General features: G+C 74.3%; 25 protein-coding genes. 13 read left to right on the top strand and 12 right to left on the bottom strand.

What is annotated here, in order from left to right; translation table 11 throughout:
- The first annotated feature begins 53 nt into the window (after positions 1-53).
- A complete protein-coding gene (locus tag ACFVSL_RS08955) occupies positions 54-3425 on the top strand; it encodes a hypothetical protein (protein ID WP_386940309.1) in 3372 nt (1123 codons plus the stop codon).
- A gap of 40 nt (positions 3426-3465) precedes the next feature.
- Here ACFVSL_RS08955 and ACFVSL_RS08950 read toward each other — a convergent pair whose 3' ends face one another.
- Positions 3466-5478 (bottom strand): multicopper oxidase domain-containing protein, encoded by a 2013-nt coding sequence (locus ACFVSL_RS08950; RefSeq protein WP_386940307.1) that lies wholly within the window; start codon positions 5476-5478, stop codon positions 3466-3468.
- A 36-nt stretch (positions 5479-5514) separates the two neighbouring features.
- Complete coding sequence (locus tag ACFVSL_RS08945) at positions 5515-6039, bottom strand: DUF6220 domain-containing protein (RefSeq protein WP_386940305.1); 525 nt, start codon at positions 6037-6039, stop codon at positions 5515-5517.
- Positions 6040-6245: 206 nt separating this feature from the next.
- On the opposite strand from ACFVSL_RS08945, the gene ACFVSL_RS08940 reads away from it, so the two are divergent.
- The 7 genes from ACFVSL_RS08940 to ACFVSL_RS08910 all read left to right on the top strand — a co-directional run bounded on the left by ACFVSL_RS08940 (position 6246) and on the right by ACFVSL_RS08910 (position 13770).
- Positions 6246-6953: an NUDIX domain-containing protein gene (locus tag ACFVSL_RS08940; RefSeq protein ID WP_386940303.1), complete on the top strand. Its 708-nt coding sequence runs from the start codon at positions 6246-6248 to the stop codon at positions 6951-6953.
- Entirely contained in the window at positions 6950-8287 is a 1338-nt protein-coding gene (gene nadA, locus ACFVSL_RS08935) for a quinolinate synthase NadA (RefSeq protein WP_386940302.1), read from the top strand. The genes ACFVSL_RS08940 and nadA overlap by 4 nt, the downstream gene beginning before the upstream one ends.
- A 1-nt stretch (position 8288) precedes the next feature.
- The gene (gene nadB, locus ACFVSL_RS08930; protein WP_386940301.1) at positions 8289-9830 is read left to right on the top strand and encodes an L-aspartate oxidase; all 1542 of its coding nucleotides are present in this window, start codon (positions 8289-8291) and stop codon (positions 9828-9830) included.
- The gene (gene nadC, locus ACFVSL_RS08925) at positions 9830-10771 is read left to right on the top strand and encodes a carboxylating nicotinate-nucleotide diphosphorylase (RefSeq protein WP_386940299.1); all 942 of its coding nucleotides are present in this window, start codon (positions 9830-9832) and stop codon (positions 10769-10771) included. The genes nadB and nadC overlap by 1 nt, the downstream gene beginning before the upstream one ends.
- Entirely contained in the window at positions 10768-11913 is a 1146-nt protein-coding gene (locus ACFVSL_RS08920; protein WP_386940297.1) for a cysteine desulfurase family protein, read from the top strand. Before nadC ends, ACFVSL_RS08920 begins: the two co-directional genes overlap by 4 nt.
- Positions 11910-12047, top strand: coding sequence for a hypothetical protein (locus ACFVSL_RS08915; protein ID WP_386940296.1), 138 nt, complete (start codon positions 11910-11912; stop codon positions 12045-12047). Before ACFVSL_RS08920 ends, ACFVSL_RS08915 begins: the two co-directional genes overlap by 4 nt.
- A 184-nt stretch (positions 12048-12231) precedes the next feature.
- Positions 12232-13770, top strand: coding sequence for a DHA2 family efflux MFS transporter permease subunit (locus tag ACFVSL_RS08910; protein ID WP_386940295.1), 1539 nt, complete (start codon positions 12232-12234; stop codon positions 13768-13770).
- An 84-nt stretch (positions 13771-13854) separates the two neighbouring features.
- On the opposite strand, the gene ACFVSL_RS08905 is transcribed toward ACFVSL_RS08910, so the two are convergent.
- The gene (locus ACFVSL_RS08905) at positions 13855-15594 is read right to left on the bottom strand and encodes a VWA domain-containing protein (RefSeq protein ID WP_386940293.1); all 1740 of its coding nucleotides are present in this window, start codon (positions 15592-15594) and stop codon (positions 13855-13857) included.
- 231 nt (positions 15595-15825) lie between these two features.
- On the opposite strand from ACFVSL_RS08905, the gene ACFVSL_RS08900 reads away from it, so the two are divergent.
- A complete protein-coding gene (locus ACFVSL_RS08900; RefSeq protein ID WP_386940291.1) occupies positions 15826-16482 on the top strand; it encodes a phosphoribosyltransferase in 657 nt (218 codons plus the stop codon).
- A 37-nt stretch (positions 16483-16519) separates the two neighbouring features.
- Here ACFVSL_RS08900 and ACFVSL_RS08895 read toward each other — a convergent pair whose 3' ends face one another.
- On the bottom strand, positions 16520-17365 hold the full coding sequence (locus tag ACFVSL_RS08895; protein WP_386940290.1) for a putative protein N(5)-glutamine methyltransferase: 846 nt from the start codon (positions 17363-17365) through the stop codon (positions 16520-16522).
- A 188-nt stretch (positions 17366-17553) separates the two neighbouring features.
- Here ACFVSL_RS08895 and ACFVSL_RS08890 point away from each other — a divergent pair, with 188 nt between their 5' ends.
- Positions 17554-19500: a chorismate-binding protein gene (locus ACFVSL_RS08890; protein ID WP_386940288.1), complete on the top strand. Its 1947-nt coding sequence runs from the start codon at positions 17554-17556 to the stop codon at positions 19498-19500.
- Here ACFVSL_RS08890 and ACFVSL_RS08885 read toward each other — a convergent pair.
- From ACFVSL_RS08885 to ACFVSL_RS08850, 8 genes are all read right to left on the bottom strand, one after another.
- Positions 19472-19924: a nitroreductase family deazaflavin-dependent oxidoreductase gene (locus ACFVSL_RS08885; protein ID WP_386940286.1), complete on the bottom strand. Its 453-nt coding sequence runs from the start codon at positions 19922-19924 to the stop codon at positions 19472-19474. The genes ACFVSL_RS08890 and ACFVSL_RS08885 overlap by 29 nt on opposite strands.
- A gap of 26 nt (positions 19925-19950) precedes the next feature.
- The gene (locus ACFVSL_RS08880) at positions 19951-20571 is read right to left on the bottom strand and encodes a GNAT family N-acetyltransferase (protein ID WP_386940284.1); all 621 of its coding nucleotides are present in this window, start codon (positions 20569-20571) and stop codon (positions 19951-19953) included.
- Positions 20568-21164 (bottom strand): GNAT family N-acetyltransferase, encoded by a 597-nt coding sequence (locus ACFVSL_RS08875; RefSeq protein ID WP_386940283.1) that lies wholly within the window; start codon positions 21162-21164, stop codon positions 20568-20570. Before ACFVSL_RS08875 ends, ACFVSL_RS08880 begins: the two co-directional genes overlap by 4 nt.
- 25 nt (positions 21165-21189) lie before the next feature.
- The gene (locus tag ACFVSL_RS08870; protein WP_386940281.1) at positions 21190-22050 is read right to left on the bottom strand and encodes an Fpg/Nei family DNA glycosylase; all 861 of its coding nucleotides are present in this window, start codon (positions 22048-22050) and stop codon (positions 21190-21192) included.
- A gap of 84 nt (positions 22051-22134) precedes the next feature.
- Positions 22135-23586 carry a hypothetical protein gene (locus ACFVSL_RS08865; protein ID WP_386940280.1) on the bottom strand — a complete coding sequence of 484 codons (1452 nt, stop codon included), beginning with the start codon at positions 23584-23586 and terminating at the stop codon, positions 22135-22137.
- 112 nt (positions 23587-23698) lie between these two features.
- Entirely contained in the window at positions 23699-24247 is a 549-nt protein-coding gene (locus tag ACFVSL_RS08860) for an RNA polymerase sigma factor (RefSeq protein ID WP_386940279.1), read from the bottom strand.
- A 176-nt stretch (positions 24248-24423) separates the two neighbouring features.
- Positions 24424-24681 (bottom strand): DUF6458 family protein, encoded by a 258-nt coding sequence (locus tag ACFVSL_RS08855; protein WP_386940277.1) that lies wholly within the window; start codon positions 24679-24681, stop codon positions 24424-24426.
- Between the two features lie 36 nt (positions 24682-24717).
- A complete protein-coding gene (locus ACFVSL_RS08850) occupies positions 24718-24900 on the bottom strand; it encodes a CsbD family protein (protein WP_386940276.1) in 183 nt (60 codons plus the stop codon).
- Positions 24901-25140: 240 nt separating this feature from the next.
- Between ACFVSL_RS08850 and ACFVSL_RS08845 the strand changes: the two genes are divergently transcribed.
- The 3 genes from ACFVSL_RS08845 to ACFVSL_RS08835 all read left to right on the top strand — a co-directional run bounded on the left by ACFVSL_RS08845 (position 25141) and on the right by ACFVSL_RS08835 (position 26738).
- Complete coding sequence (locus tag ACFVSL_RS08845) at positions 25141-25497, top strand: DUF4180 domain-containing protein (protein WP_386940274.1); 357 nt, start codon at positions 25141-25143, stop codon at positions 25495-25497.
- A gap of 62 nt (positions 25498-25559) precedes the next feature.
- A complete protein-coding gene (locus ACFVSL_RS08840) occupies positions 25560-25778 on the top strand; it encodes a hypothetical protein (protein ID WP_386940272.1) in 219 nt (72 codons plus the stop codon).
- Between the two features lie 54 nt (positions 25779-25832).
- Complete coding sequence (locus ACFVSL_RS08835; RefSeq protein WP_386940271.1) at positions 25833-26738, top strand: hypothetical protein; 906 nt, start codon at positions 25833-25835, stop codon at positions 26736-26738.
- Positions 26739-26747 lie beyond the last annotated feature (9 nt).

Here is a 26747-nt window from a genome sequence, read left to right as displayed (position 1 = left end):
GCGGCGGCGGGGCTAGGCTCGCACCGTCAGGGTTCGCTTCGTTGGAGGCCGAAGTGTCGCAGCAGACAGCACCGACGCGCGCGTCGACGCCCGCTCGCGCGGTCTCGCCGAGCCAGGGGTTCGCCCATCCCGCCTTCGCCGCGGCACGACTCGACGAACGCTGGCGCGGCGCCGGGTCGCTGCTCTCGTGGCTCGTGCTCGCCTCGCTCGTCGCCGTGGTGCTCGGCGAGCTCGACCGGCTCATCACGAGCGTGCCCGGCTCCGACGGCCGCAGCCATTCGCTCAACGTCCTGCTCACGCCGCTGTCGGTGACGCAGCGCGACAGCTGGTCGCGCTGGGCCGAGGCGCCGCTGCACGACCAGATCGGGTTCTGGATCGTCGCCTCGGCGGTGATCGACTTCGCGCTGGTGCTGGCGATCTTCAAGATCGCCCGGCGCGCCATCCGCGTCGTGGTCGAGGACCGGCCGCGCCGAGTGCCCGAGTTCGCGCTCGCCCTCTACCTCGTGAGCGAGGTCGCCGAGAACGTGGCGCAGATCGTCGCGGGCAGCGGCGTCATGGCCGGTTCGGCCGCGGTCGCGGCCGGAGCCGGGGTGGCGATGATCATCCCGACGCTCTTCAAGGTGGTCTCCCTCGTCGTGCTCGTGGTCGCGATCCTCCGGCTTCCCGACTACCGGGCGGAGCTGCGCCCGCGGTTCGCGCGGATCGTCGAGGCGCTCTGGGTGCATCGGCTCGCGACGCTCGCCATCGCGGTGATCGCCGTGCTGTCGTGCATCCCCGCGTCCGACCTCCTCGACCAGCTGCCCGACGTGCAGCGGCAGTGGGCCGACCGCCTCGGCTGGACCCACGCGCTGTGGGCGGGCGTCGCGCTGTTCGCCACGGCGCTCGTGAACTTCGTCCTCGGCCGGCGTCGCACCAGGCTCATGGTCGAGGTCCGGGTCCTCCGGCTGCATCGTCGACGTGCCACGAGTCGCTGGGACGCGGCCGCCCCGTGGTGCATCGCGCCCGGCGTCGTGCTCGCCGCCGGCCTCGTCGCGCTCGTCGTCGCGCTCGCGACGGGCGGGCCCGTGGGCGTCCACCTGCCGACCTTCCTCAGCGTCCTCGTCACCACCGGCGCCGTGCCGGTGCTGGCCGCCGTCTTCATGCCGCCGAAGGACGCCCCCCGCGAGGATCGGCTCGACTACGACCCCGAGCGCGCGGCCGCGAGCTGGATCGTCGGCGACGCGCTCGCCGTGCTGGTCATCGCGGTCGGCGCGATCGGCGTCGTGCGCTCGTTCTTCATCCCCTTCGTGCTCGGCATCGACCCCGGCGTGCCCTCGACGTTCGCCTGGTCGGTGCCCGTCGTGCTCCTCGGCTCGGCCATCGCCGTCGCGGTGCCCCGGCTGCTGCCGCGGGTGCGGAAGTGGAACTGGGGCCGCGCGGCCCTCGACCCCGTCTCGGCGGCGGAGACGACCGAGAAGGACGCCAGGGCGGCGATCGCCGCGAAGGCCGCGTCGAGCAGGGCCGACGCCGCCGCGGACGAACGATCCGACGCCGAGGCCGCCGAGGTCGCCGACGCCGGGCCCGTCGAGTGGGCCGCGTTCGTGATCGGCGCGATCGTGCTCGCGCTCGCCCTCGTCGTGCCGAGCTGGCTCGGCTGGGGCATCGGCAGCGTCGCCGCGGCGCTCGTCGCGATCTCGGCCTGGGTGACGGTGTTCGGTGCGTTCACGATCATCGTGCAGCCCCGCGAGCTCATCGCCCCGTTCCGCTGGCTGGGCCTGAAGGCGCCGCCCGTGCTCACCCTCGGCTTCCTCGTGCCCTTCGTCGTCAACATCGTGGTCTCGTCGATCGCCGCCGACGCGGCGCTGCACGCGGTGCAGGTGTCGAACGACGGGGCGGCGGAGGTCGCGAGCGGACTTCCCACGACGATCGACGAGCGGCTCGACGCGTTGCAGCAGGACGACTGCGCGATCGACATCACCGAGGAACTCGGGCCCCGCCCGGCCGGGAGCGACGAACCGGTCACCGTCCGCCCCGTCTTCCTCATCGCCGCCGAAGGCGGAGGCATCCGGGCCGCCTACTGGACGGCGGCCGCGCTCGCCGAGCTCGACGGCTGCGCCGCGACGTCGGGGCTGGTCGCGAACGGCATCAGCGGCGGCTCGCTCGGGCTCGCGATCGCCTCGACGATCGACGCCGACCGGGTCGGCGCCCTCGACCAGGCCGACCCCGCCTCGGCGGCGGAGGCGGCGATGGACCCGGGGTTCCGCGCGGACGAGCGCACGGCGATCCTCGAGTCCGCCCGCAAGACCTCCGGGCCCGACGTCGTCTCGACGGCGGTGCTCGGGCTCACCGTGGGCGACGCCTTCGCCGCGGGCACCGGCGTGCGCATCCCCTCCTTCCTCGACCTCGGGCCCGAGTCCGACGATCCCGTTGAGTGGCGCTGGCGCGACCGCGCGGCGTTCGTCGAGGCGCTCTGGGAGCGCGGCTCGCCCACCCTCGCCGAGCAGTTCTCGCCCGAGATCTCGCCCCTCACGGGGTCGCTCATCCTGAGCTCGACCGACGTCGTCTCGCGATGCCGTCTGCTCGTCGACCAGGCGCCGTTCGTCTCGGGGGCGGCGGAGGAGGCCGGGGTGCGCAACATCGAGCCCTCGATCGTCGACCAGGCCTCCGACTGCGAGGCGATCGGCGGCAACCCCTCCATGCTCGGGTTCCGCGACCTGCAGGTGAACGACGAGAGCGACCCCGAGTCGATCTCCGAGTGCCTGATGTCGCTCGACTGGTCGACGGCGGTCATGCTGTCGGCGCGGTTCGCCGTCATCACGCCGACCGGCGGGCTGCCGGGCGACGGCAGGTGCGACGTCGCGAAGGGCGCCCAGTTCGTCGACGGCGGCTACGTCGAGCCGACCTCGCTCGCCGCCCTCGCCGACCTCTCGCCGCTCATCTCGCACGAGATCGCCGATCACAACGCCCATCGCGCCGAGGGCGAGCCCTGGCTGCTGCCGACCCTCGTCTACCTGCGCAACACGCAGGGCTACGACCTCGCCGAGGACGTGGCCCGGGCGGAGTCGGAGCCGCTCGTGCCCATCACCGGCGGCGCGGCCAAGACTAACCTGACGGCCGAGGACTCGTGGATCCAGCGCATCACCCTCTCGGCGGCGGGCGCCTGCCCCGACGGGCCCGAGGGCGAGTCGTGCGAGGACGCGCTCGACTGGCTGCACGGCGACGACGTGCTGCCCGGCGGCACCGTCGTCGTCGCGCCCGACTCCACGCCGGGCGTCGTGCCGCCGCTCGGCTGGGCGCTCTCCGATCTCAGCCGCGCGCGGTTCGACGCCGCGATCGCGAGCGACGTCGTGTGCCGGTACGACGAGCCGACGGTCGTGTCGGGCGGCTACGCCGGCCTCGCGCGCCTGCTCTCGGTCATGCCGAACGGGCGCTGCGCCGGCGACTGACGCGCTGCCGAACGGCGTCCGCACGAGGCCCGCGCCCCGCCTACTCGGGCCGGTTGCCGTGCGCGTCGTGCTCGTACGGCGTCTCGACGCCGCGGTAGGCGAGGCTCATCATCATTCCCGCGGCGGCGTGCTCGAGGTCGTGGCAGTGGTCCATCCAGATGCCGGGGTTGTCGGCGACGAGCAGCACCTCCCACACCTCGCCGGGGCGCACGTCGACGGTGTCGAGCCAGAGCGGGGCCCCGCGTGCCGGTTCGCCGTCGCGCGAGAGCACGAGCACGTGGTGGCCGTGCACGTGCATGGGGTGCACCTCGAACCCGCGGTTCGCGATCGTGAGTCGCACGACGTCGCCCTCGTAGACCTCGATGGGCTCGATGTGCGGGAACACGCGTCCGTTCACGGTGTACGCGTAGTTCGGTGCGCCGCCGACGAACCTCGGCATGCGGTCGAGCACGAGTTCGGCGGCGACGGTGGCCTCGCCGAGCTCGGCCGGCACCTCGCCCGGCCGCGTCGCCGACGGTTCGCCGTAGTCGAGCAGGTCGAGCTCGGGCAGCTCGGCCGGGGCGAGCGCGGACACGTCGGCATCGGCCGCCGCGTCGCCCGCAGCCGGGACCCGCGCCTCCGCCGGAGCGGCGCCCGCCGCCGGACGGAACACGAGCGCCGAGTCGTCCGACGCGTCGACGCCGAGGCGCACCTCGCCGTCGGGCATCTCGAAGACGAGGTCGGCGCGGGCCCCTGCGCCGAGCCGCACGGCCTCGCCCGTCACCTCGCGGCCGCCTGCGAGGTCGCGTCCGTCGACGGCGACGACGCGGAACGGCGCCCCGCCCACCGCGACCCGCAGCGGCGTGCGGTCGGTGTTCGCGACGCGGAGCCGCACGGCGGTGCCGGGCTCGACCGCCTGCACCTGTTCCCCGTCGTCGCCCCCGAGGAGGACGGCGCCCCCGATCGTGTGCACCGGCACGGCGAGGTCGAGCGCCTCGGCGACGCCGCCCGCCGGCTCGACGACGAGCATGCCGTAGAGGCCGCGGCGCACCCCCTCCGACGAGACCTGGTGCGTGTGGTACCAGTACGTGCCGGGGGCGTCGGCGACGAAGCGCGACACGAACTCGCCGCCAGGCACGACCGCGTCCTGCGTGACGCCCGCCACCCCGTCCTCGCCGTTCGGCACGTCGACGCCGTGCCAGTGCAGGGTGACGCCGTCCTCGATGTCGCGGTTGCGGAGCGTCGCCTCGACGAGCTCGCCCTCGGCCACCCTGATCTCGGGCCCGGGCAGTCGATCGCCGAACGACCAGACCGAGAGCTCGGTGCCGCTCGACAGGGCGACCTCGCGCTGCGCGGCCTCGAGCTCGACCCGGTGCACGGGGGCGTCGAGCCCGTCGGGCGTGCGCAGATCGTCGACCGAGACGACGGCGGATGCCTCGGCGCCCGCGCCGGCCGTGGCCGCCGGGCCCGCCTCGCCACCGGCATGGGTGTGGCCGGCCGACGCCTCGATCGAGGGCGGGGCCGTGTCGGCGAGCCACACCCAGCCGAGCGAGCCGGCGAGCACGATCGCCGCGATGCCGGCGAACCCGACGATCGCGCGGCCCCGGCGGGCGAGCACCGCCCAGGCGAGACCGGTGCCGAGCAGCACGAGCACGGCGAGCAGCGCCGTGGCGACGGGCGACGGCGGGTAGCCGACGATCCAGCACGCGGCCGCACCGCTCGCGACGGCGAGGCCGGCGCCGAGCAGCAGCACCCGTGGGCCGGGCGCGGCCGGCTCGCGCCGCCAGCGCGCGAGTCCGACGATCGCGCAGACGACGCCGGCCGCCGTGAAGGGCAGCACGACGAGCAGCTTCTCGCCGGCGAACCACCACCCGCGACCGGCGAGGAGCACCGCGGCGAGGGTCGCGACGATCACGGCGAGCGCCGCCCCTGCGACGAGGCCGAGGACGAGCCACCGCTCGCGCCCGGTCGGCGGGCGGGCAGCGCCCGCGGCGACGAAGCCGGCGGCGAGCTGCGCGCCGGCTGCGGCGAGCACGGCGACCGCGTACGCGGCGAGGAGGGCGGCGGTGGTCATCGCGCCCTCCTCACCGTGACCGCGGACTCGATGCGCTCAGCGTCGTGCTGCGGGATCGGCCGCGGCATCGGCCACCGGCTCCGGCGCCGCGCTCGGGACCTGCGCCGAGGCATCCGCACCGCCGTCGACCGCCGGCGAGGCCGGGCGGCCCTCCCGCACGAGCTTGCGCGCCCGGCCGACGAGCACGATCGCCGTGACGAGGATGATCGCGCCGTTCAGGCCGTGCAGCGACACCATGAGCGTCGCGCCGAGCGGCGGCGCGGTGTGGTCGTCGGGGCCGAGGCCGAAGAGGGCGCCCGTGAGCACGAAGAGCAGCGTCTGCACGACGAGCAGGACGAGCGGCAGCGCCGAGAGCCAGATCGTTCGCCTGCCGGCCTTCGCGAGCGCGGCGGTGATGATCAGGAGCAGCGCGAGGATCGGCAGCACGATGCGGCCGGTCGTGCCGTGGATCGCGAAGAGCTCGTCTTCGGGGTCGGAGAAGACGCCGACCGCGGCGAGGTACAGCTGCAGCATGACGCCGGCGGCGAAGAGGATCGTGACGGTGAGGTAGAGCTTGCGCATTGCGGCGCCTCGCTTCCAGGGCGATCGGGGTTCGGGATGCCTCATGCTGCCCGCCGGGCGGTCGCCCCGGCATCAGTGGCGGCACGGATCCCCGGTCAGCGCATCCACCGAGTTCGACTTCTGGTCACGATGACTGTAAGCTGGCGTCCATCGCACTTCGAGTCAGTCTGACTCGAAGCCGTCGGAGGTCACGAAGGGAGTACGGGATGCCGCATCAGCCCGACGCACCGACCAGGCTCGCCGTCTCGACGGTGATCTTCGCGCTGCGCCCCGACGCCGCGGGCCGGGCGGTGCTCTGGACCCCGCTCGTCCGGCGCACCCGCGAGCCGCAGCTCGGCCTCTGGGCGCTGCCCGGCGGCTGGCTTCCCGTGAACGAGGAGCTCGAGGTCGCCGCCGCCCGTACGCTCCGCGCGACGACCGGGCTCGCCCCGAAGTACCTCGAGCAGCTCTACACCTTCGGCGAGGTCGACCGCTCCCCCGACGCCCGGGTCGTCTCCGTCGTCTACTGGGCGCTCGTGCAGAGCGACGAGGCGGCGCGAGCCGTCGCCGGCCCGAACGTGCGCTGGGTGCCCGCCGACACCCTGCCCGCCCTCGCCTTCGACCACAACCGCATCGTCGAGTACGCGCTCTGGCGTCTGCGCACCAAGGTCGAGTACACCGAGATCGCCCACGCCTTCCTCGGCGGCACCTTCACCCTCGCCGAGCTGCGCGAGATCTACGAGGCCGTGCTCCAGCGCAGCCTCGACCCCGCGAACTTCCGGCGCACGATGATCGCCTCCGGCCGGCTCCGCGAGACCGGCGAGTTCCAGGCCGGCGTCGCGCACCGCCCGCCGAAGCTGTACCGCTACGACCCCTCGGCCGCCCGCACGGCCGACGCCCGAGAACCGTTCCAGAGCGAGAGGCCCGCCTCATGACCATCACGACCCCCGACGTCCGCCGCGCAGCATCCGTCGACCGCAGCCTGAAGCTCATCGCCGCGGGCGCGACCGAGGGCGCGAGCTGCGCGCCCGAGCTCGCAGCAGGCCCGTGGGAGTTCGACGCCGGCCCCGCGGGCTACGGCCCGGGCGCCTCGATGGGCGACGTCATCCCGACCGGGTCGCCCCGCCAGGGCGCACTGCCCGAGGCGTACCGGCTCGCGAGCGACGACGAGCTGCACGCGCGCATCCGCGCCGCGAAGGCGACGCTCGGCGACCGCGTCGTCGTGCTCGGCCACTTCTACCAGCGCGACGAGGTCGTCGAGCACGCCGACTTCGTGGGCGACTCGTTCCAGCTCGCGAACGCGGCGCTCACCCGGCCCGACGCCGAGGCGATCGTGTTCTGCGGCGTGCACTTCATGGCCGAGACCGCCGACCTCCTCTCCCGCCCCGAGCAGGCCGTGATCCTGCCGAACCTCGCCGCCGGCTGCTCGATGGCCGACATGGCCGACGAGAGCTCGGTCGAGGAGTGCTGGGAGCAGCTCGCCGAGGTCTACGGCGACCTCGACGCGGTGGATGCCACGGGGCGGGTGCCCGTCGTGCCCGTCACGTACATGAACTCGTCGGCGGCACTCAAGGGCTTCGTCGGGCGGCACGGCGGCATCGTCTGCACCTCCTCGAACGCGCGCGTCGTGCTCGAGCAGGCCTTCGAGCGCGGGCAGCGCGTGCTGTTCTTCCCCGACCAGCACCTCGGCCGCAACACGGCCAAGGCGATGGGCGTGCCGCTCGAGCGGATGCCGATGTGGAATCCGCGGAAGCCCCTCGGCGGCAACTCGGCCGACGAGCTCGCCGAAGCCCGCGTCCTCCTCTGGCACGGCTTCTGCTCGGTGCACAAGCGGTTCACGGTCGACCAGATCGCCGCCGCGCGCGCGTCGCACCCCGGGGTGCAGGTCATCGTGCACCCCGAGTGCCCGATGCCGGTCGTCGACGCGGCCGACGCCGCGGGCTCGACCGACTTCATCGTGAAGGCGATCCAGGCCGCGCCCGCCGGGTCGACCTTCGCGATCGGCACCGAGATCAACCTCGTGCAGCGGCTCGCGGCCGAGCACCCCGAGCACGAGATCTTCTGCCTCGACCCGGTGGTCTGCCCGTGCTCGACGATGTACCGCATCCACCCGGGCTACCTCGCCTGGGTGCTCGAGGAGCTCGTCGCCGGGCGCGTCGTCAACCGCATCCAGGTGCCGGCCGACGTCGCCGAGCCCGCACGCGTCGCCCTCGAGCGCATGCTCGCGGCGAAGCCGCCGGCGCCCACGACCGCTCCCGTCGGAGCCTGACATGACGCGCGTGCTCGTCATCGGCGGCGGCATCGCGGGCCTCTGGGCCGCGGTCCGCTCGGCCGATGCCGGCTGCTCGGTCGAGCTCGTCACGAAGACGGAGCTCGCGGAGACGAACACGAGGTACGCGCAGGGCGGCATCGCCGCGGCCCTCTTCCCCGACGACTCGGCCGCGAGGCACGTCGCCGACACGCTCGCCGCGGGCGCAGGGCTCGCCGACCCCGAGGCCGTGCGGGTGCTCTGCGACGAGGGGCCGGCACGGGTGCGCGACCTCATCCGCTTCGGGGTCGCCTTCGACCGCGGCGACTCGGGCCTGGAGCGCGGGCTCGAGGCGGCGCACTCGCGGGCCCGGATCGTGCACGCCGGCGGCGACGCGACCGGGGCCGCGATCGAGGCGGCACTCGTCGGCACCGTGCGGCGACGCGCGGTGCGCATCGACGAGCGCACGATGCTGCTCGACCTCCTCGTCGAGACGGGCACCGACGGTCGCCCCGCCGTCGTCGGCGCGCGCCTCCTCGACGAGCACGGCGCGATCGTCGAACGCCGTGCCGACGCGGTCGTGCTCGCGACCGGCGGCAGCGGGCGCCTCTACCGGCACACCACCAACCCCGACGTCGCGACGGGCGACGGCGTCGCCGCCGCCTGGCGGGCGGGTGCGGCGGTCGCCGACCTCGAGTTCACGCAGTTCCACCCCACGGCGCTCGCCGCGCCCGGCACCCCGCTCCTCTCCGAGGCCGTTCGGGGCGAGGGCGCGGTGCTCCGCGATCGCGCGGGCCGGCGGTTCATGGCCGACGTGCATCCCGACGGCGAGCTCGCCCCGCGCGACGTCGTCGCCCGCGCCGTCTGGCGCCGCATGGCCGCGCAGGGCGGCGAGCCCGTGCGCCTCGATGCGACCGCGCTCGGCGGGGCGTTCCTCGCCGAGCGGTTCCCCGGCCTCGACCGGGTGGTGCGCGACGCCGGGTTCGACTGGAGCCGCGAGCCGGTGCCGGTGACGCCCGCCGCGCACTACGCGATGGGCGGCATCGCCGCCGACCTCGACGGCCGTGCGAGCCTGCCCGGCCTCTTCGCCGTCGGCGAGTGCGCCCGCACCGGCGTGCACGGCGCCAACCGCCTCGCCTCGAACTCGCTGCTCGAGGCGGCGGTATTCGCCGAGCGGGCGGCGCGCGCGATCGCCGAGTCCCCGGCCTCGATGCGGCTCGTGCAGGAGAAATGCACCGGGAGCACGCCGCAGCGCGTGCCAGAGCATTTCTCCTGCACGAGCAGCGGCAGCCGGGTCGATCGCTCGGCCCTGCAGGAGCTCATGTGGGAGCAGGTCGGGCTCGAGCGCGACGAGCGGGGGCTGCGCGCGGCATCCGAGCAGCTCGACGCCTGGCGCGCGCCCGAACCCGTCGACCGCCGGTCGGCGGAAGACCGGAACCTGCTCGACCTCGCCCGGCTCACGGTGGCCGCCGCCCTCGCACGACGCGAGAGCGTCGGGGCCCACTTCCGCACCGATGCCGCGCCCGCATCCGCCGAACCCGCTCCCGAACTGGAGGCCGCCTGATGACCGAAGCCCGTGAGATCGACCGCATCGTGACGATGGCCCTCGACGAGGACGCCCCGTGGGGCGACCTCACGAGCGAGACGCTGATCCCGCAGGCGGCGACCGCGACGGCCGAGCTCGTCGCCCGCGAGCCGGGCGTGCTCAGCGGCATCGAGGTGTTCGCCGCGGCGTTCCGGCTCGTCGACGCGGGCATCGCGGTCGAGCCGCTCGCCGCCGACGGCGAGCCCTTCGCCGCCGGGCAGGTGCTCGCGCGCGTGCAGGGGCCTGCGCGGGGCATCCTGCGCGCCGAACGCGTGGGCCTCAACCTCGTGCAGCGCATGTCGGGCATCGCGACCCTGACGGCGCGCTACGTCGCCGAGGCGGCCGGCACCCGCGCCCGCATCGTCGACACCCGCAAGACGACGCCGGGCCTCCGCAGCCTCGAGCGGCAGGCCGTGCGCGACGGCGGCGGGCGCAACCACCGGCGCTCGCTCTCCGACGCGATCATGGCGAAGGACAACCACCTCGCCGTGCTCACGGCCGACGGCACCGACCTCGCCGAGGCGCTCCGCGCGGCGCGCGACCGGATGCCCCACACCGCCCACCTCGAGGTCGAGGTCGACCGCATCGACCAGATCGAGGCGGTGCTCGCCGGCGGTGCCGACACGATCATGCTCGACAACTTCACGACCGACGAGCTCGTCGACGGCGTCGCCCTCATCGCGGGCCGCGCGATCGTGGAGGCCTCGGGCGGCGTCTCGCTCGACACGGTCGCCGCGATCGCCGCGACCGGGGTCGACGTGATCTCGGTCGGCGCGCTGACCCATTCGGTGCGCTCGCTCGACCTCGGGCTCGACGTCGTCGTCGAGGCGCCCGCGGTCGCCGCGGTCGCCGCACCCGCCGTCGCCCCGGCCGACGCCCCGCCCGCCGGATCCGTCGCCGCTCCCGCGGGGCAACCGTGATCTTCCTCGACCACGCGGCGACGACGCCCGTGCGCCGCGAGGCGCTCGAGGCGATGTGGCCGTTCCTGACCGGGGCCTTCGGCAACCCGTCGAGCCGCCACGGGCTCGGCGACGAGGCCTCGCGCGCGCTCGCCGCCGCGCGCCTCGCCGTCGCCGAGGCGGTCGGGGCCAGGCCGGGCGACGTCGTGTTCACGAGCGGCGGCACCGAGGCCGACAACCTCGCCGTGAAGGGCCTCGCACTGGCGTCGCCGCGCGGACGGCACCTCGTCGTCTCGCCGATCGAGCACGAGGCCGTGCTCGAGTCGGCCGCGTACCTCGTGCGGCATCACGGCTTCGAGGTCTCCGAGGTCGCGGTGGATGCCGCGGGGCTCGTGTCGCCCGCGGCCCTGGCCGCCGTGCTGCGGCCCGACACCGCGCTCGTCTCGGTGCAGCTCGCGAACAACGAGATCGGCACCGTGCAGCCCGTGGCCGAGCTCGCGGCGCTCGCGCACGGGCACGGCGCCCTGATGCACAGCGACGCCGTGCAGGCCGCCGGGTGGCTGCCGCTGGGGCTCGACGCGCTCGGCGTCGACGCGCTCTCGCTCGCGGGCCACAAGGTCGGCGCGCCGAAGGGCACGGGCGCGCTCGTCGTGCGCGGACGGCTGCCGATCGAGGCGGTGCTGCACGGCGGCGGGCAGGAGCGCGGGCGCCGATCGGGCACCGAGAACGTCGCGGGCGCGGTCGCCTTCGCCACGGCGCTGCGGATCGCCGAGGCCGAGCGCGCCGCGGCCTCCGCACGCGTCGGCGCGCTCGGCGCCCGCCTCGCGGACCGCGTGCTCGCCGAGGTGCCCGAGGCGCGGCTCACCGGTGATCCGGCACGGCGGCTGCCCGGCACCGTGTCGTTCGTCTTCCCGGGCACGAGCGGCGAGGCCGTGCTGCTCGAGCTCGAGCGCGACGGCGTCGTCTGCTCGAGCGGCTCGGCGTGCGCTGCGGGCAGCGACGAGCCGTCGCACGTGCTCACCGCGATCGGCGTGCCCGCCGAGCTCGCGCAGACGGCCGTCCGCTTCACGCTCGGCTCGTCGACGACGGCGGGCGAGATCGAGGATGCCGCGGGCGCCGTCCTCCGGGCGGTGTCGGCGGTGCGCGGTATCGTGGCGACATGAGCGATTCCACTCCCGCCGCCGACGACGCCGCCCGCGACCGCCGCATCGAGAACGAGCTGGCCCCCGAAGAGCAGCTGCTCGAAGGCTGGCTGCCGCGTCCGACGCCGACCGACGGCCCGGCGCCCGCGCCGTAATCCGCGACCCCGCATCTCCTCGTGAACGCGGTCGCCGCGGCGGCCGCGTTCCATGCATTCCGATCGATCTCGGCATCCGGGAATAGCGCGTCGCACCTCGCGGGTTGACCCACCTATTCGACAATCTCACGTTTCGACGCCTGACTCCGGCGCGCCCGCGCCGATCTCGATTGGACTCACTGCTGTGACCGAACGCGCCGTATCCGACCTCGACCCCTCGACCGCCTCGACCCCGGCCATCACCGCCGACGCCGCCGCCCAGGACGCGGCGGTCGTCGCCCACCAGCCCGCGCACGGCGCGCGCAACTCGCGCGTCATCTGGCTGCTGCTCGCCGCCACCTTCGTCGTCTTCCTCAACGAGACGATCATGGGCGTCGCGATCCCGCACCTCGTCACCGATCTCGACATCACGCTGTCGCAGGCCCAGTGGCTCACCACCGCGTTCATGCTGACGATGGCCGTCGTCATCCCGATCACGGGCTTCCTGCTCCAGCGCATCCCGACCCGACCGGTGTTCATCCTCGCGATGAGCCTGTTCTCGGCCGGCACGCTCCTCGCCGCGCTCGCCCCCGGCTTCGAGGTGCTGCTCGGCGCCCGCGTCGTGCAGGCGACCGGCACCGCGATCATGATGCCGCTGCTCATGACGACGCTCATGACCCTCGTGGCTCCCGCCGACCGCGGCCGTTTCATGGGCCGGGTCTCGATCGTGATGTCGGTCGCCCCGGCCATCGGCCCCACGATCTCGGGCGTCATCCTGACGTTCCTGTCGTGGCGGTACATGTTCTGGCTCGTGCTGCCCATCGCGCTCGTCATGCTCGTCATCGGCATCCGCCGCGTCGAGAACGTCAGCGAGACCCGCGAGCTGCCCATCGACGCCTTCTCGGTCGTGCTCTCGGCGCTCGGCTTCGGCGGGCTCGTCTACGGCCTGAGCCTCGTCGGCGGCGTCGTGAGCGGCGGCTCGGCCACCGACCAGACCGCCATGTGGGTGTCGATCGGGGTGGGCGTCGCCGGCATCGCCGCATTCATCCTGCGCCAGCTGGTGCTGCAGCGCAGCGACCGCGCGCTGCTCGACCTCCGCACCTTCGGCTCGCGCAACTTCGCGATCTCGATCGGACTCATGACGGTGATGATGGCCGCCCTCTTCGGCACCATCATCCTGCTGCCGATCTACCTGCAGAACGTCCTCGGGCTCGAGCCGCTCATGACCGGTCTCCTGCTGCTTCCGGGCGGGCTCATCATGGGCCTCTTCGGCCCGACGGTCGGCCGGCTCTTCGACCGCTTCGGCCCCACGCCGCTGCTGGTGCCCGGTGCCATCGGGGTCTCGGCGGTGCTGTGGAGCCTCACGCTCGTCAACGAGTCGACGCCCGCCTGGCTCGTGCTCATCGCGCACGTCGTCATGTCGACGGCCCTCGCGTTCACCTTCACCCCGCTGTTCACCTCGGCGCTCGGCTCGGTCGAGCCGCGCTTCTACTCGCACGGCTCGGCGATCCTCGGCACGATCCAGCAGGTCGCGGGCGCGGCGGGCACGGCGCTGTTCATCACCGTGATGACCTCGCGCACCGCGACCGTCGCGGCGGCCGGCTCGCCGGCGGTCGCGGCCGAGGCCGCGGGCATCCGCGCGGCGTTCCTCGTGGGGGCGATCATCTCGCTCGTCGCGGTCGTGGGCGCGTTCTTCGTGCGCAAGCCCGCCGACATGGAGCACGGCGCGCCGGTCGGCCACTAGCCGCTCGCGAACACGAAACGGCCCGGGCGCGAACGCCCGGGCCGTTTCGTCGTGCGCGGCGGGATCGTCTCCGCACGCTCCGCGCTAGCCGCAGTTCGGCCGGCAGGAGCGCTGCGAGAGCGCGTCGACGAGCACCGTGCTGAGGTCGCCCGGCTTCGACGCCGAGTAGGCGGCGCCCTGCGTCGCCTGGGCGATCTGCTTCATCGCCGCGAGGTCGGTGTCGGGGCCGAACCCGATCATGATGACGGGAACCGGCTTCGTGGGGTCGTCGATCTTCTTCAGCTCGGCGAGGAGCGCGTCGAGCGAGATGCCGTTCTCGTCCTCGTTCTTGCCGTCGGTGATGAGCAGCACCGAGTTGACCTTCTCGGGGTCGTACGTCTCGCGCACCCGCTTCACGGCGGCGAGGGTCGTGTCGTAGAGCCCGGTCGCGCCGCCGAGTCGTGCAGGCAGCGACTGGATCACGCCTGCGATCTGCTGCGTGTGCGCGGCGTCCGCGAGCGGCGCGATCGGAGAGAGGTCCTCGTAGTCGAGTTCGCCGTTGCGCGCGGTCGAGAAGACCCAGACGCCGAGCTCGACCTCGCCCGAGAACTTCTGCATCGCGCCGAGCGCCGCCTGCTGGAAGATGTCGATGCGGCGCAGGCCGTTCTCGGCCGGCTCCTCCATCGAGCCCGACACGTCGATGACGGCGAGCATGCGCGAGCGCAGCGTCAGCACGCCCCAGGCGCGCAGGATCTCGAGCTGCGTCGCCGCGTCGGCGGCGGGTTCGGCGGCGGGGCCCTCGGCGCCGACACCGGGCAGGTCGAGCAGCCCGCTGCCGTCCGCGGCACGGAACCCGGCCTTCGCGAGCGGCGTCGCGGCGTCGCGCACGGCGGCCTCGAAGGCGTCGAGCAGCTCGGCCTTCGTCTTCGCCGGTTCGCCGTCGCCCTCGTCGGCGGGCTCCTCGCCCTCGGCGGCGGCCGCGTCGTCCTCCGCCTCGCCCGCGGGCGTCGCGGCGATCCGCACGAAGGGGTAGTCGAGCGCGAGCGTGCCGTCGGCCGGGTACGCGGCGACGAGCGGCTCGGGCGGCTCCTCGCTGTTGTAGGCGGCGACCTGCGCCTCGGTCGTGATGACGACCGAGGGCGTGTCGCCGGCGCCGAGGGCGCTGAACGCCGCGCTCGTCGACGCGGGGATCGACTTGCCGAGGGCGATCATCGCGCCCGCGAACTGGCGGGGATCCTCCGCTGAGGAGTGCCCCCGCAGGGCGAGCAGCCCCGCGAGGCTCGCCGCTGAGGCCTCGGGGTCGGGCAGGATCGCGGGCAGCGCACCGCCGAGGACGCGCGACCAGCTGACCGGTTCGCTCGCGAGGTCCGTCGCGTCGGTCGCGGCGGCGGCGAACACGACGGGCGTCGAGGCGATCGAGTCGCGCGGGTCGACCTCGGGCGCGGTCTGGCCGAGCGAGGCGGCGGTCGCGTTCATGCGGTCGAGCCAGACGCTCGACTCGGGCACCCACGCATCGGCGTCGAGACCGCCCGAGGCGAGCACGGCCGCGGTGTCGGCCGAGTCCTGTGCGGTGACCTCGGTCGTGACGCACTCGCCCGACTTGCGGTCGAAGGTGTCGGCGATGTCGGCGAGCGCCGGTGCGATCGAACGGTCGGCCACGACGACGAGCTGCTCGGGTTCGGTGCATCCGATGTCGGCGGTGGCGAGCAGCGGATCGAGGTGACCGCCGACCCAGAGGAAGACCCCCGATCCGACGACACCGACCACGGCGACCGCGCCGATGATCGACATGACGAGATTGCGGCGCGGCTTCTTCACCGGCGCCGCGACGGTATGACGTCCCACGGGCTCTCCAAGCAAGCGGGATCGGGGGCCCGCTGAATCCTTGTTCGGGTTCCCCGGTCGGGGAAGGATTTGCCTCAGTGTAGGCGACGTCGCTGCGAACGCGAACTCCGCTCGACTTCTCGCGACCGGGCCCATGGAGGGGCGGGCCGTCCGGCAGGGGGTTGACGCTCCCCGCCCGGAGGACTAGTCCGGAAGGAGGATGGGCGGCCACGAGGCATCCCGACCACCCCCATGAACGCGTTCGCGAATCGCCATGACGCCGGCGCGGCGCTCGCCGATCGGTTCCTCGCCGCGCTCGACGAGACCGCGCCGCCCCCGGTCGTGCTCGGGCTCCCGCGCGGCGGCGTCCCGGTCGCCGCGCCCGTCGCGGCGGCGCTCGGCGCCCCGCTCGACGTGCTCGTCGTGCGGAAGCTCGGCATGCCCGGTCGACCCGAGCTCGCGATGGGCGCGATCGGCGAGGCCGGCGCCCGGGTGCTCAATGACGAGGTGCTCGCGCTCGCCCGCCTCTCCCGCGGTGAGCTCGCGGCGATCGAGGCCCGCGAGCGCGCCGAGCTCGAGGCGCGGGTCGCACGGTTCCGGGGCGGTGCTGCGCCGGTCGCCCTCGCAGGCAGGACCGCGATCCTCGTCGACGACGGCATCGCCACCGGGGCGACGATGCGGGTCGCCTGCCGGGTGGCACGCGCACGGAACCCCGCCCGCCTCGTCGTGGCGACCCCGGTCGCCTCGCCCGAGAGCGTCGTCGAGCTCGGCCTGCTGCCCGAGATCGACGACGTGGTCTGCCTGTTCGCGCCGCCCGGATTCATGGCCGTCGGCATGCACTACGTCGACTTCAGGCAGACGGAGGACGAGGAGGTCGCGCGGCTCCTCGCAGCAGCGCGATCGCGCTGACGGACGGCTGCCGCTCACGCCGACGGACGACCGCCGCTCACGCCGACGGCCGGGTGCCGATCACGAGGGTCGCGTCGTCGTCAGCGACCACGAGGGCCTCGAGGCCGGCATCGCCCATGAGGCGTGCGGCCGCCCCGGCCTGGTGCTCGCTCGTCTCGATGACGAGGCTGCCGCCCGGGGCGAGCCAGCGAACGGCGGATGCCGCGACCCGGCGGTGCACGTCGAGCCCGTCCGCGCCGCCGTCGAGAGCGATGCGGGCCTCGTGGTCGCGCGCCTCGGGGGGCATGAACGCGATCTCCCCGCTCGGCACGTACGGGGCGTTGACGGCGAGCACGTCGACCCGGCCGGCGAACTCCGCGGGCAGGGCGTCGTAGAGGTCGCCTTCGAAGACGCGTGCGCCGCGAGGTTCGAGGTTGCGCCGTGCGGCGCGGACCGCGGCGGGATCGACGTCGGCGGCGAGCAGCACGACGGGCGCGGCGGTGTCGGCCACGACGGCGCCGATCGCGCCGACGCCGCAGCAGAGGTCGACCACCACGGCGGGGCTGCCGTTGCGCTCGGTCGCGCGCACCGCACGACGTGCGGCCTCGACGGCCAGGGCCTCGGTGCGGTGCCGGGGCACGAAGACCCCGGGTTCGACGTCGAGGCGGAGCCCCGCGAACTCCGCCCAGCCGAGCAGCGCCTCGAGCGGTTCGCCCGCGGTGCGACGCGCGACCAGCTCCTCCACGCGCGCGGGGTCGCGGCTCGCGGCGACCAGCAGGGCCGCCTCGTCCTCGGCGAAGACGCAGCCCGCGGCGCGCAGCCGCGCGACGAGCGCCTCGTTCCCGGAGGCGTCGGTGGAGACGGCGGCGGGATCGGCGGGATCGGCGGGATCGGCGGCGGGCATCCCCGGATCGTAGCGCGACGGCGCGTTGGCGCGCGCGGACCCCATGCCGTAGTGTGCTCGGCATGACCGCGTCGAACCGCAACCGGTGGCCCGCCTCTTAGGCGGCCACGCGTTTCGACGTACGACGACCGCCCGAGGGCGGTCGTTTCGCGTCTCTGCGGAGGGTCCTCCCGAAGGCCCGACCGGAGATGACCATGACGCTGCTGTCCACGCTGCTCGCCGCGAGCGAGCCCCCGCCCTTCGCCGTGATCCGCCGCGAGCGGGAGGCGGCGCTCGACGTCCTCGTGGGCGAGGTCGTCGACGTGGCGCACCTCGCCGACATCCCGCTCGACGGGGCCGAGGTGCTCGCCCTGGTGCCCTTCCGCCAGGTGCGCGAGCGCGGCTTCGACGCCCTCGACGACGGGGCTCCGCTCCGCTGCCTCGTGGTGCGCGAATGCGAGACCCTTCCGGTCGACGTCGCGATCGACCTGCTTCCCGGGCACCCCGTCGTCGTCGGCGACCTCGCGGTCGACGTCCCCGACGCCGAGTACGCGGCCACCGTGCGCCGGGTCATCGCCGACGAGATCGGGCGCGGCGAGGGCGCCAACTTCGTGATCCGGCGCGAGTTCACCGGCACCACCGCCACGCCGCCCGCCCGCACGGTGCTCGGCTGGCTTCGGGCGCTCCTGGAGCACGAGCGCGGCGCGTTCTGGACGTTCGCGGTGCACACGCCCGGGCTCTCCGCCGCCGGCGCGACGCCGGAGCGGCACGTGAGCCAGGTCGGCGGCCTGGTCTCGATGAACCCGATCAGCGGCACCTTCCGGCACCTCGACGGCCCGCCCGACGCCGACGCGCTCGAGGCGTTCCTCGGCGACGTGAAGGAGCGCGAGGAACTCGTCATGGTCGTCGACGAGGAGCTCAAGATGATGAGCGCGGTCTGCCCGGACGGCGGCCGCATCCGCGGTCCGTTCCTGAAGCGGATGTCGCGCCTCACGCACACCGAGTACCTGCTCGAGGGGCGAAGCTCCCTCGACCCCCGCGAGGTGCTGCGCCGCACGATGTTCGCACCCACCGTCACCGGCTCGCCCATGGGCAACGCCTGCACCGTGATCGCCCGCCACGAGGCGACCCCGCGCGGCTACTACGCCGGAGTCCTCGCGCGCTTCACGCCGACCGCCGCGGGCTACGACCTCGACGCGCCGATCCTCATCCGCACGGCGTACCTCGACGGCTCGGGCACGGTGCGGGTGCCGGTCGGAGCGACGCTCGTGCGACACTCGGACCCCGACGGCGAGGTCGCCGAGACCCACGCGAAGGCGGCCGGGGTGCTCACGGCGATCGGCGCGATCCCCCGGCAGGATGCCACGGCGGCGACGCCCCCGAGCGGGCCGGTCGCCGAGGCATCCGCGTCGCACCCGCTGCTCGACGCCCGCAACGCGCGTCTCGCCGCGTTCTGGAGCACCCCGCAACCGGCCGCAGCGCCCCGCGGCGTGCGCGCGCTCGTCGTCGACGCCGGCGACGACTTCACCACGATGCTCGCGCACCAGCTGCGGCACCTCGGGCTCGACGCCCGGATCGTGCCGTGGCACGAGGCGCCGACCGCCGCGGAGGAGGAGCTCGTGGTCTTCGGCCCGGGGCCGGGCGACCCGCGCGATGCCGCCGACCCGCGGATGGTCCGGCTGCACGAACTGATCGCCGCGCGGCTCGGGCAGGGCGCACCGTTGCTCGCGGTGTGCCTGAGCCACCAGGTGCTCGCGCGGCTCTCGGGGCTCGCGATCGCCCCGCTCGCCACGCCGCAGCAGGGCATGCAGCGGACGATCGACGTCTTCGGGGCGCCTGCGGCGGTCGGCTACTACAACACCTTCTCGGCGTTCGACGCCGGCCATCGGGCGACGCCGCGCCGCGGACTCGAGATCGCCGCCGAACCCGGCACCGGCGTGGTGCACGCGCTCCGCGGGCGCGGCGTCGCCTCGGTGCAGGGCCACCTCGAGTCGGTGCTCTCGATCGACGGGCTCGCGACGCTCGAGCGGCTCGTCGACGGCGTGCTCCACGACGGCGTGCTCGACGACCACGGGGCCGGCGAGGCGGTCGGGCGCGCTCGTCAGGCGGGCGCGCAGGGCCGCGGCGTCACCGCGACGGCCGGAGGTGCAGCCTGACCATCGGGATCTCGGGGTCGGGCTCGCCCGTCGCGTCGACGATCGAGCGCCGCAGCGCGGCGAACGCCGCGGGATGCGCCTCGGCGTAGCGGGCGAGGAACCGGCGGCTCTCGTCGGGCGCGAGCGCCTCGGCGCGCGCCGGCACGCGTCGACGGGCGCCGACGCTGACCCCGCAGCGCGGTTCGGCGAGCAGGTTGCGGTACCACTCGGCCCTCGGGCCGAAGCCCGAGGCGACGATGATGCGGTCGGATGCCTCGTGCTCGACCGCCTCGACGACGACGTACCGGCGGGCACCGCTGACGCGCCCGCGGTGCTCGATCATGAGCAGCCGGCCGCCGAAGAGGAAGCCGAGGCCTGCGCGGAACAGCGGAATGGGCGCGCGCACGACCCACCGAGTGGTGAGGAGCTTCGCTGCGAGGTCCATGACTGCCGCCGTCGGGATCGTGTCGGTCAACCCAGCGCGATGAGCGCGCGCAGCTGCTGCTCGTCGAGCGGGCGGTCGGCGTAGATGCGTCGGGCGAGCGCCAGCGTGCCGCCCGCATCGCCCGGCGCCGGGAGGGCTGCGGCGGGGTCGCCGCCGCTCCAGCGCAGCTCGAGGCCCAGCCGCTCGAGCACCCGGATCGACGCCGGGTTGCCGACCAGCACCCGCGCGGTGACGGGCACCCCGGGCGCCCGTGCACCGGCGGCGGCGACCGCGGCCCCCGCCGCCTCGGTGGCGTAGCCAGCACCCCATGCCGAGGGGGCGAACCGGTACCCGAGATTGAGCACCCCCGAGTCGAGCGCCGTGGCGGCGGCGGTGCCGATCACCGCCTCGGGGCTCGCCCCGGCGCGTCGTGCCTCGGCCTCGCTTCGGCGCACCACCCACGTGCCGATGCCGGCCGTGCGCCAGCTCGTCGCCGATCGGTCGAGCATGGCGACGGTCTCGGCGAGATCGCCGTGCCGGCCGCTGGGCAGGTGCCGCCAGGTACCGGGGTCGCCGTAGATCGCGTGCACCTCGTCGAGCTCGGCACGGGTGAACGGGGTGAGCCGCAGCCGCTCGGTGGTGAGCGGATACGGCGCGGCGCCGGTCACGGCGCGTCGGGCGCGGACCGCCGCGCCCGCCACTCGTCGGCGAGGATCGCGTAGGTGTACCCGTCGATCCAGCCGAGCTCGGCGTGCCAGGAGTCGCGCACGCCGTGCTGCTCGCGGCGCATGCCGAGCTTCTCCATGACGCGCCACGAGCCGATGTTGTCGGCGTAGCAGCCCGCGGTGACCCGGTGCACGCCGAGCTCGCCGAAGGCCAGGTCGAGCAGGGATCGTGCGATGTGGGTCGCATAGCCGCGGCCGGCGTGCGCGGGGGCGATGCCGTACCCGAGTCCGGCCTCGGCGCGCACGTAGTTCACGGGGTCGCCGTGGGTCTGCCCCATCGCGTCGGTCAGCCAGAGCGAACCGGTGCCGACGACCTCGCCGCCCCGCACCGCGATCGCCGAGTGGTCGAGCGGGTCGTCGATGCCGTCGAGCCACGTCTTCGCGAACGTCTCGGGCTCGACGACGGTGCGGAGCAGCCACCGCGTCACCTCGGGGTCGTTGCGCCAGACGAGCACCTCGTCGAGCAGTTCGGGCGTCGGCAGCCGGAGCTCGAGCGGGCCGGCAGGGCGGGGCCACGTCACCTCGGAAGTCGTCATCACCCCAGCTTCGCAGCCGGCACCGTCATTTCACGAGTCGGGAGAGCACCCGGTCGGCGAGCGGCTTGCCGCCGGTCTGGCAGCCGGGGCAGTACTGGAACGTGGAATCGGCGAAGATCACCTGCCTGATGGTGTCGCCGCACACCTCGCAGGTCTCGCCGGTGCGCCCGTGCACGCGCATCGCACGACGCTTGGCGTCCTTCAGCTCGGCCGGCGGGCGCCCGGATGCCACGGCCACCGCCTCGGCGAGGGTGTCGCGCATCGCGCGGTAGAGCGCCTCGAGCTGTTCGGGCGAGAGCTTCGCGGCGAGGAGGTACGGCGAGAGCTTCGCCGCGTGCAGGATCTCGTCGGAGTAGGCGTTGCCGATGCCGGCGAACACCGACTGGTCGCGCAGGAGCCCCTTGATCTGGGTGCGCCGGCCTGCGAGGACTCCCGCGAAGTCGTCGAGCGTGAAGTCGGCGGCCGTCGGATCGGGGCCGAGGCGGGCGATGCCGGGCACGTCGGACGGGCTTCGCACGACGTACACGGCGAGCGACTTCTTGGTGCCGGCCTCGGTGAGGTCGAACCCCGAGCCGTCGTCGAGCCTCACCCGCAGCGCGAGCGGCGAACGGCCGGGCTTCACGGGGGTCGACGGCAGCTCGTCGTACCAGCGCAGCCAGCCCGCGCGGGCGAGGTGGAACACGAGGTGGAGCCCGGCCGCCTCGAGGTCGACGAACTTGCCGTGCCGCCGCGCGCCGTCGATGCGGGCGCCCTCGAGGGCGGACAGGGGCGGGTCGAAGGTCTTCAGCGCCGAGATGGCCGCGACCCTGAGCGAGGCGAAGGCGTGGCCGGTCGCCCGCTCGTCGAGGAACGCGGCGAGCGCCTGCACTTCGGGAAGCTCGGGCACAGTGGCATCCTGTCACCGACCGCCGACGAACGCACGCGCCGGGTGCCACCGCACCCGGCGCGGACGCCCCTTCCGCCGAGTCCCCTACTCGGCGGAGAAGTCGAGCGCCGAGTCGGCCACCGCGATGACCGACCAGGTTCCGCCCTCCGCATCGGTGAACTCGTACGCGGGCACCACGAGCACGCTGCCGTCGGGCTGCCACTGGGTGGTGAGTCCGAGCCGGGCGTCGACGATCTCGACGTCGTCGACGGGCCAGGAGACCGAGGCGCCCTCGCCCGGGGTGGCGGGCGGTGCGGTCGGCGGCACCCACTCCTCGGTGACGGGTTCGCCCTCGCGGAGCGCGAGCGGCATCGCCGTCATCTGGGCACCGAAGCGGATGTCGGAGAGCCGCTCGAAGGCCTCCTGCTCGCTCACGATCGGGTAGTCGCCGATCGCGACGATCGCCGCGAGGGAACCCGAGGCGTTGACGGTGCCCTGCTCGGAGAGCTCGAGCGACCACGCCTGGTCGAGCCGCTGCCCGTCGACGACGGGCCAGGCCTGCGCGTAGCGGGTCGGCGAACCCTCCCACGTCTCGGAGGAGTACTCGAAGCCGTCGGGATCGGCGCCCGAGGCCGCGATGAGGGAGCGCAGGGCGTCGATCGCCGCCGCCTCGCCCGGTGCGGTGCCGGTGGGCTCGCACGGCTCGACCGGGGCGACGGGCTCGGAGCTCTCGGTCGTCTCGCCGGCGAACGGCACAGCGCCGCAGTTCCACGGGTTCGCGATCGGGTCGTTGAACCAGAATCCGAGCGCACCGTCGAGGCCGACCGAGAGCATCGGTCCGGTCCCGTCGGGCGGGCCGACGATCCAGCTGCCGTCGCGCAGCTCGACCTCGCCCTCGATGCCGAGTTCGGCGGCGAGCGCGGCGATCCGATCGACGGTGTCGGCCGCGCCGGAGTCGTACGCGTAGCCGGCGGCCGCGCCCTCCTCCTCGGAGAGTCCCGAGCTGCTGAAGACGTGGCGCCCCCAGCCGTACGGGTACATCGAGTCGGCCACGCCGCCGCCCATCATCTTCTGGTCGGCGCCGACCGCCATCTCGGGAGCGCCCGCCGCATCCTCGGTCGCCGCCGAGCCGCTGCCGCCGGCGCCCTGGAGCGAGATCGGCGGAGCGGCGGTCGACGCGACGTTCGCGGTGCTCGTCGCGCCACCGAGCCAGAAGCCCGCGGCGCCGACGATCGCGACCGAGGCCGCTGCCGCCGCGATCGGCAGCCATCGGGGCCGGCGCCGTGCGCGCTCGGCGCCGAGGTCGGCGACCGGCGCGGTCTGGGCCGGGGCACCGGGCGCCTCGGCCGAAGGCGATCCGCCCTCGGCCGCCGCGCGGGCGACCACCTCGTCGGCGAACCCGGGGCGGGGCTCGACGTCGGCGGCCGGGTCGGCGGCCCGAAGCCGCGCGACCGGATCGTCCTGCGGCTCGGTCGCCGCCCCGTCGTGGCGCTCGCCCTCGGCGGCGGCTCCGACGCCGTCCTCGCGCGGGGTCTCGTCGTCGTGTTCGCGGTTCATCTCGATCGCCTCCGTGGGTGCTGTGCCGACGCGTGCTTCTGAAGGGGAGACGCGTGCTTCTGAAGAGGATGTGTCGGCGGCATCCGGAACCTTGCACCGCCGGCCGGACGGATCAGAAGGTGAGCCGGTCGCCCCAGGCCTCGCGCAGCCGCTTGCGGGCGCGTGAGAGCGCCGCGTCGGCGCCCGAGCGCGAGATGCCGAGGACCGCGGCGAGCTCGGCGCCGTCGAGGCCCTCCCAGGCGTGCAGGAGCAGGATGCGCCGATCGCGTTCGCCGACGCTCTCGAGGGCGCCGCGCAGCTCCGCGTCGAACAGCACGCTCAGCTCGGGATCGTCGGCGACGCGAGCGGCCCCCGACTCGGGGACCTCGTCGACCGGCAGGTCGACGAGCTTCCTGCGGTGGTTCGCGAGGGTGAACCCCGCCGTCCGGTAGAGCCACGGCAGCACGGCATCGCGGGGCACGTCGTCGCGCCGGCGCCAGGCGGTCGCGAAGACCTCGGCGGCGAGGTCCTCGGCGTCCTGCCGGGGGCCGCGTCGGGCGAAGTAGCGCACGATCGCCCGGTCGTGCTCACGCACGACGGCGGTGAACCACGCGGTCTCGGCGGTGCGCTCGCCCGCGCCGGGCTCGCCGCCCGCGCCGGGGTCGTCGGGGGGCGCGGTCATCGCCACCCCCTCGGTCACGTCGTCGTCGGCGGCGGCACTGGCACTCGCGATCCTCACGCCCTGTCTGTGTCACCGATGCCGCGAGTCTTGCACGCGCCGACGAAGTTCGCCGGAAGCGCCACGACGAGGCGAATGCCACGGAGTCTCCCCCGTGGCATCCGCCCGTCTCCCCCGCGTCACACCTCAGGAGGTGCGACGCGATCCTCGGTGCGAGTGACTCGCTCGCCGGCGACGGGGTCGGTGACCGCTCGGGTCTCCGACACGCTCCGTCGACGGCGCACCGCAAACACGATGCCGAGGACCGTGACGACCGCCCCCGCGATCATCAGGATCATGCCGACGAGATCGAGATCGATCCAGTCGACCGTGACGTTCAGGGCGTAGGTGAGGACGGCCCCGATGGCCACGAGCAGGATTCCGAGTCCGATGCTCATGATGGCTCCTTCCGCAATCGGCCGGGGTGCCGGCGATCAGTTCGTCGCGTCGTCGACCGCGTCCTTGACCTTCTCACCGGCGTCCTTGACGTCGGCCTTGACCTGATCGGCCTTGCCCTCGGCCTCGAGCCGCTCATTGTCGGTCAGCTTGCCGATGCCCTCCTTCGCCTTGCCCGTCATGCGCTCGGCGGCGTTGCCCATCCGGTCTTCGGTTCCCATGGGGTCCTCCTCGGAATGATGTCGCTCGACGCGTGCGGATCGCGACGCGCCGTCGGTTCAACGGTAGGCGGGCCGCTCGCGCACCCTCAACGGGTTGACACCGGGCCGCGCGGCTGCGTATCCCGCGCGCGACGCGTCGCGTCGCCCGCCGCACCGGCGGGTTCGGGCCCGCGACGCCCGGGTCACGGGCGATTCCACCGCACGGATGCGCCGCCCGGGTGCCCGGGTTAGGGTCGAGCCATGCGCATCGACGAGAAGAACGGCACCCGCGTGCTGGTCCTGGCGGCCGACGGCCCCGTCGTCTCGACGGCCGACGACGCGGCGGATCTCGTCGGCGGCGCGTGGGCCCGTTCGGCCACGGTCGTCGCGATCCCCGTCGAACGGCTCGACCCCGCGTTCTTCGACCTCTCGAGCGGTGTCGCGGGCGAGCTCACCCGGACGCTCGAGAACTACCGCCTTCGGCTCGCGGTCGTCGGCGACATCGCCGAGCACGTCGACGCGAGCACCGCGCTGCGCGACTTCGTCTGGGAGTCGAATCGCGGCGCGCAGGTGTGGTTCGTGCCCGACGAGGCGTCGCTCGCCGCGAAGCTCGGCTGAGACCTCCCGCTCCGGGGCATCGGGGCGCCGAGCGTGTCGGTGGGTGCTGAGACACTCTCAGTATGGAGGTCATCGAACTGCGGCAGACGCGCGAACTGCGAGTGGGCGACGTGCTCGTCAGCGCGGCCGATCGCGCCTACGAGGTGACCAAGGTCGCCCGCGTGGGTCGCGGCATCCGCGTGCAGTACGTCACTCCCGAGGGCCACGCGGGCCGGTTCACCGCGGCGCCCGAGGCGATCAGCCGGGTGCGCGTCGGCGGGGTGCCCCTCGCGGCCGCCTGAGCGCTCGACCCGGCCGCGCCTGCGTCGGCACCGCGCGGGCCTATGATCACGTTCGTGGACCCGATCACCGCACGCGCCGTCCTGCGCCTCCCTCCCGGCTCGACACCGACCGCCGGGCAGGTCGATGCGGCGCATCGAGCCGCAGTGTGGGAGCGTCACCCGTCGCGCTACGCCGACCGCGACCAGCGCGCCGCCGCCGTCGGCTGGATGTCGACCCTCGACGCCGCGCGTGCGGCGCTGCTCGCGGAGGCGGGGACGCCGGCGGCGCTGCAGCCGCCTCCGGTCGAGCCGGCGACGCAACCCGCGGCACCCTCGGCGCCGTCGCCCGCACCGTCGCACCCATGGGCGCCGGTCGCGGGCCCGGGCGCCGTCCCCGTCGCCGTCCAGCCGGGTGCCGGGCCCTCCGCCTGGGCCGCCGCCGTCACCGCCGGCTCGGCAGCCCCCGCCACCACGACCCCCCGAGCCCCGGAACGGCGCCGACGGCTCGGCGCCGGCTGGATCGTCGGCATCGCCGCGGGCGTGGTGCTGCTCGTCGCGCTCATGGTGGGAGTCGTGTACGGCGCAGTGGCGCTCGGCGAGCGCCTGTCCACGTTCGCCGAATCGTCGGAGGGGGCCTCGTCCGACGATCCCGACGTCGACCACTACACGGCCCGGGAGACGATGTTCTCCTTCCCGGCGGCGCTCGAGCTGTACTGGGACGGCCGGTACACGAGCGACTGCCCGATCGAATACGAGCTCGGGTGCTGGGAGGCCGCGGTCATCCCCGAGGCGTCGTGCGCGATCATGACGGTGTCGTACGCCTTCGCGACGACGGAGGACCAGCTCGAGCCCGACCTCGTCGAGTCCGACCGGTTCTACGACATCGAGGCCGGCGAGACCGTCCCGATCGTGTTCGGCAACGACGAATACGACTACGGCTGGCCGCTCGACGTCGTCTGCCACGACGGGATCGAATCGTGACGCGGCTCG

The organism is Agromyces sp. NPDC058064 (assembly GCF_042885275.1).
Taxonomy (GTDB): Bacteria; Actinomycetota; Actinomycetes; order Actinomycetales; family Microbacteriaceae; genus Agromyces.
The sequence above is the reverse complement of the archived record's forward strand: the minus strand, read 5'-3'. Positions and strand labels throughout refer to the sequence as shown.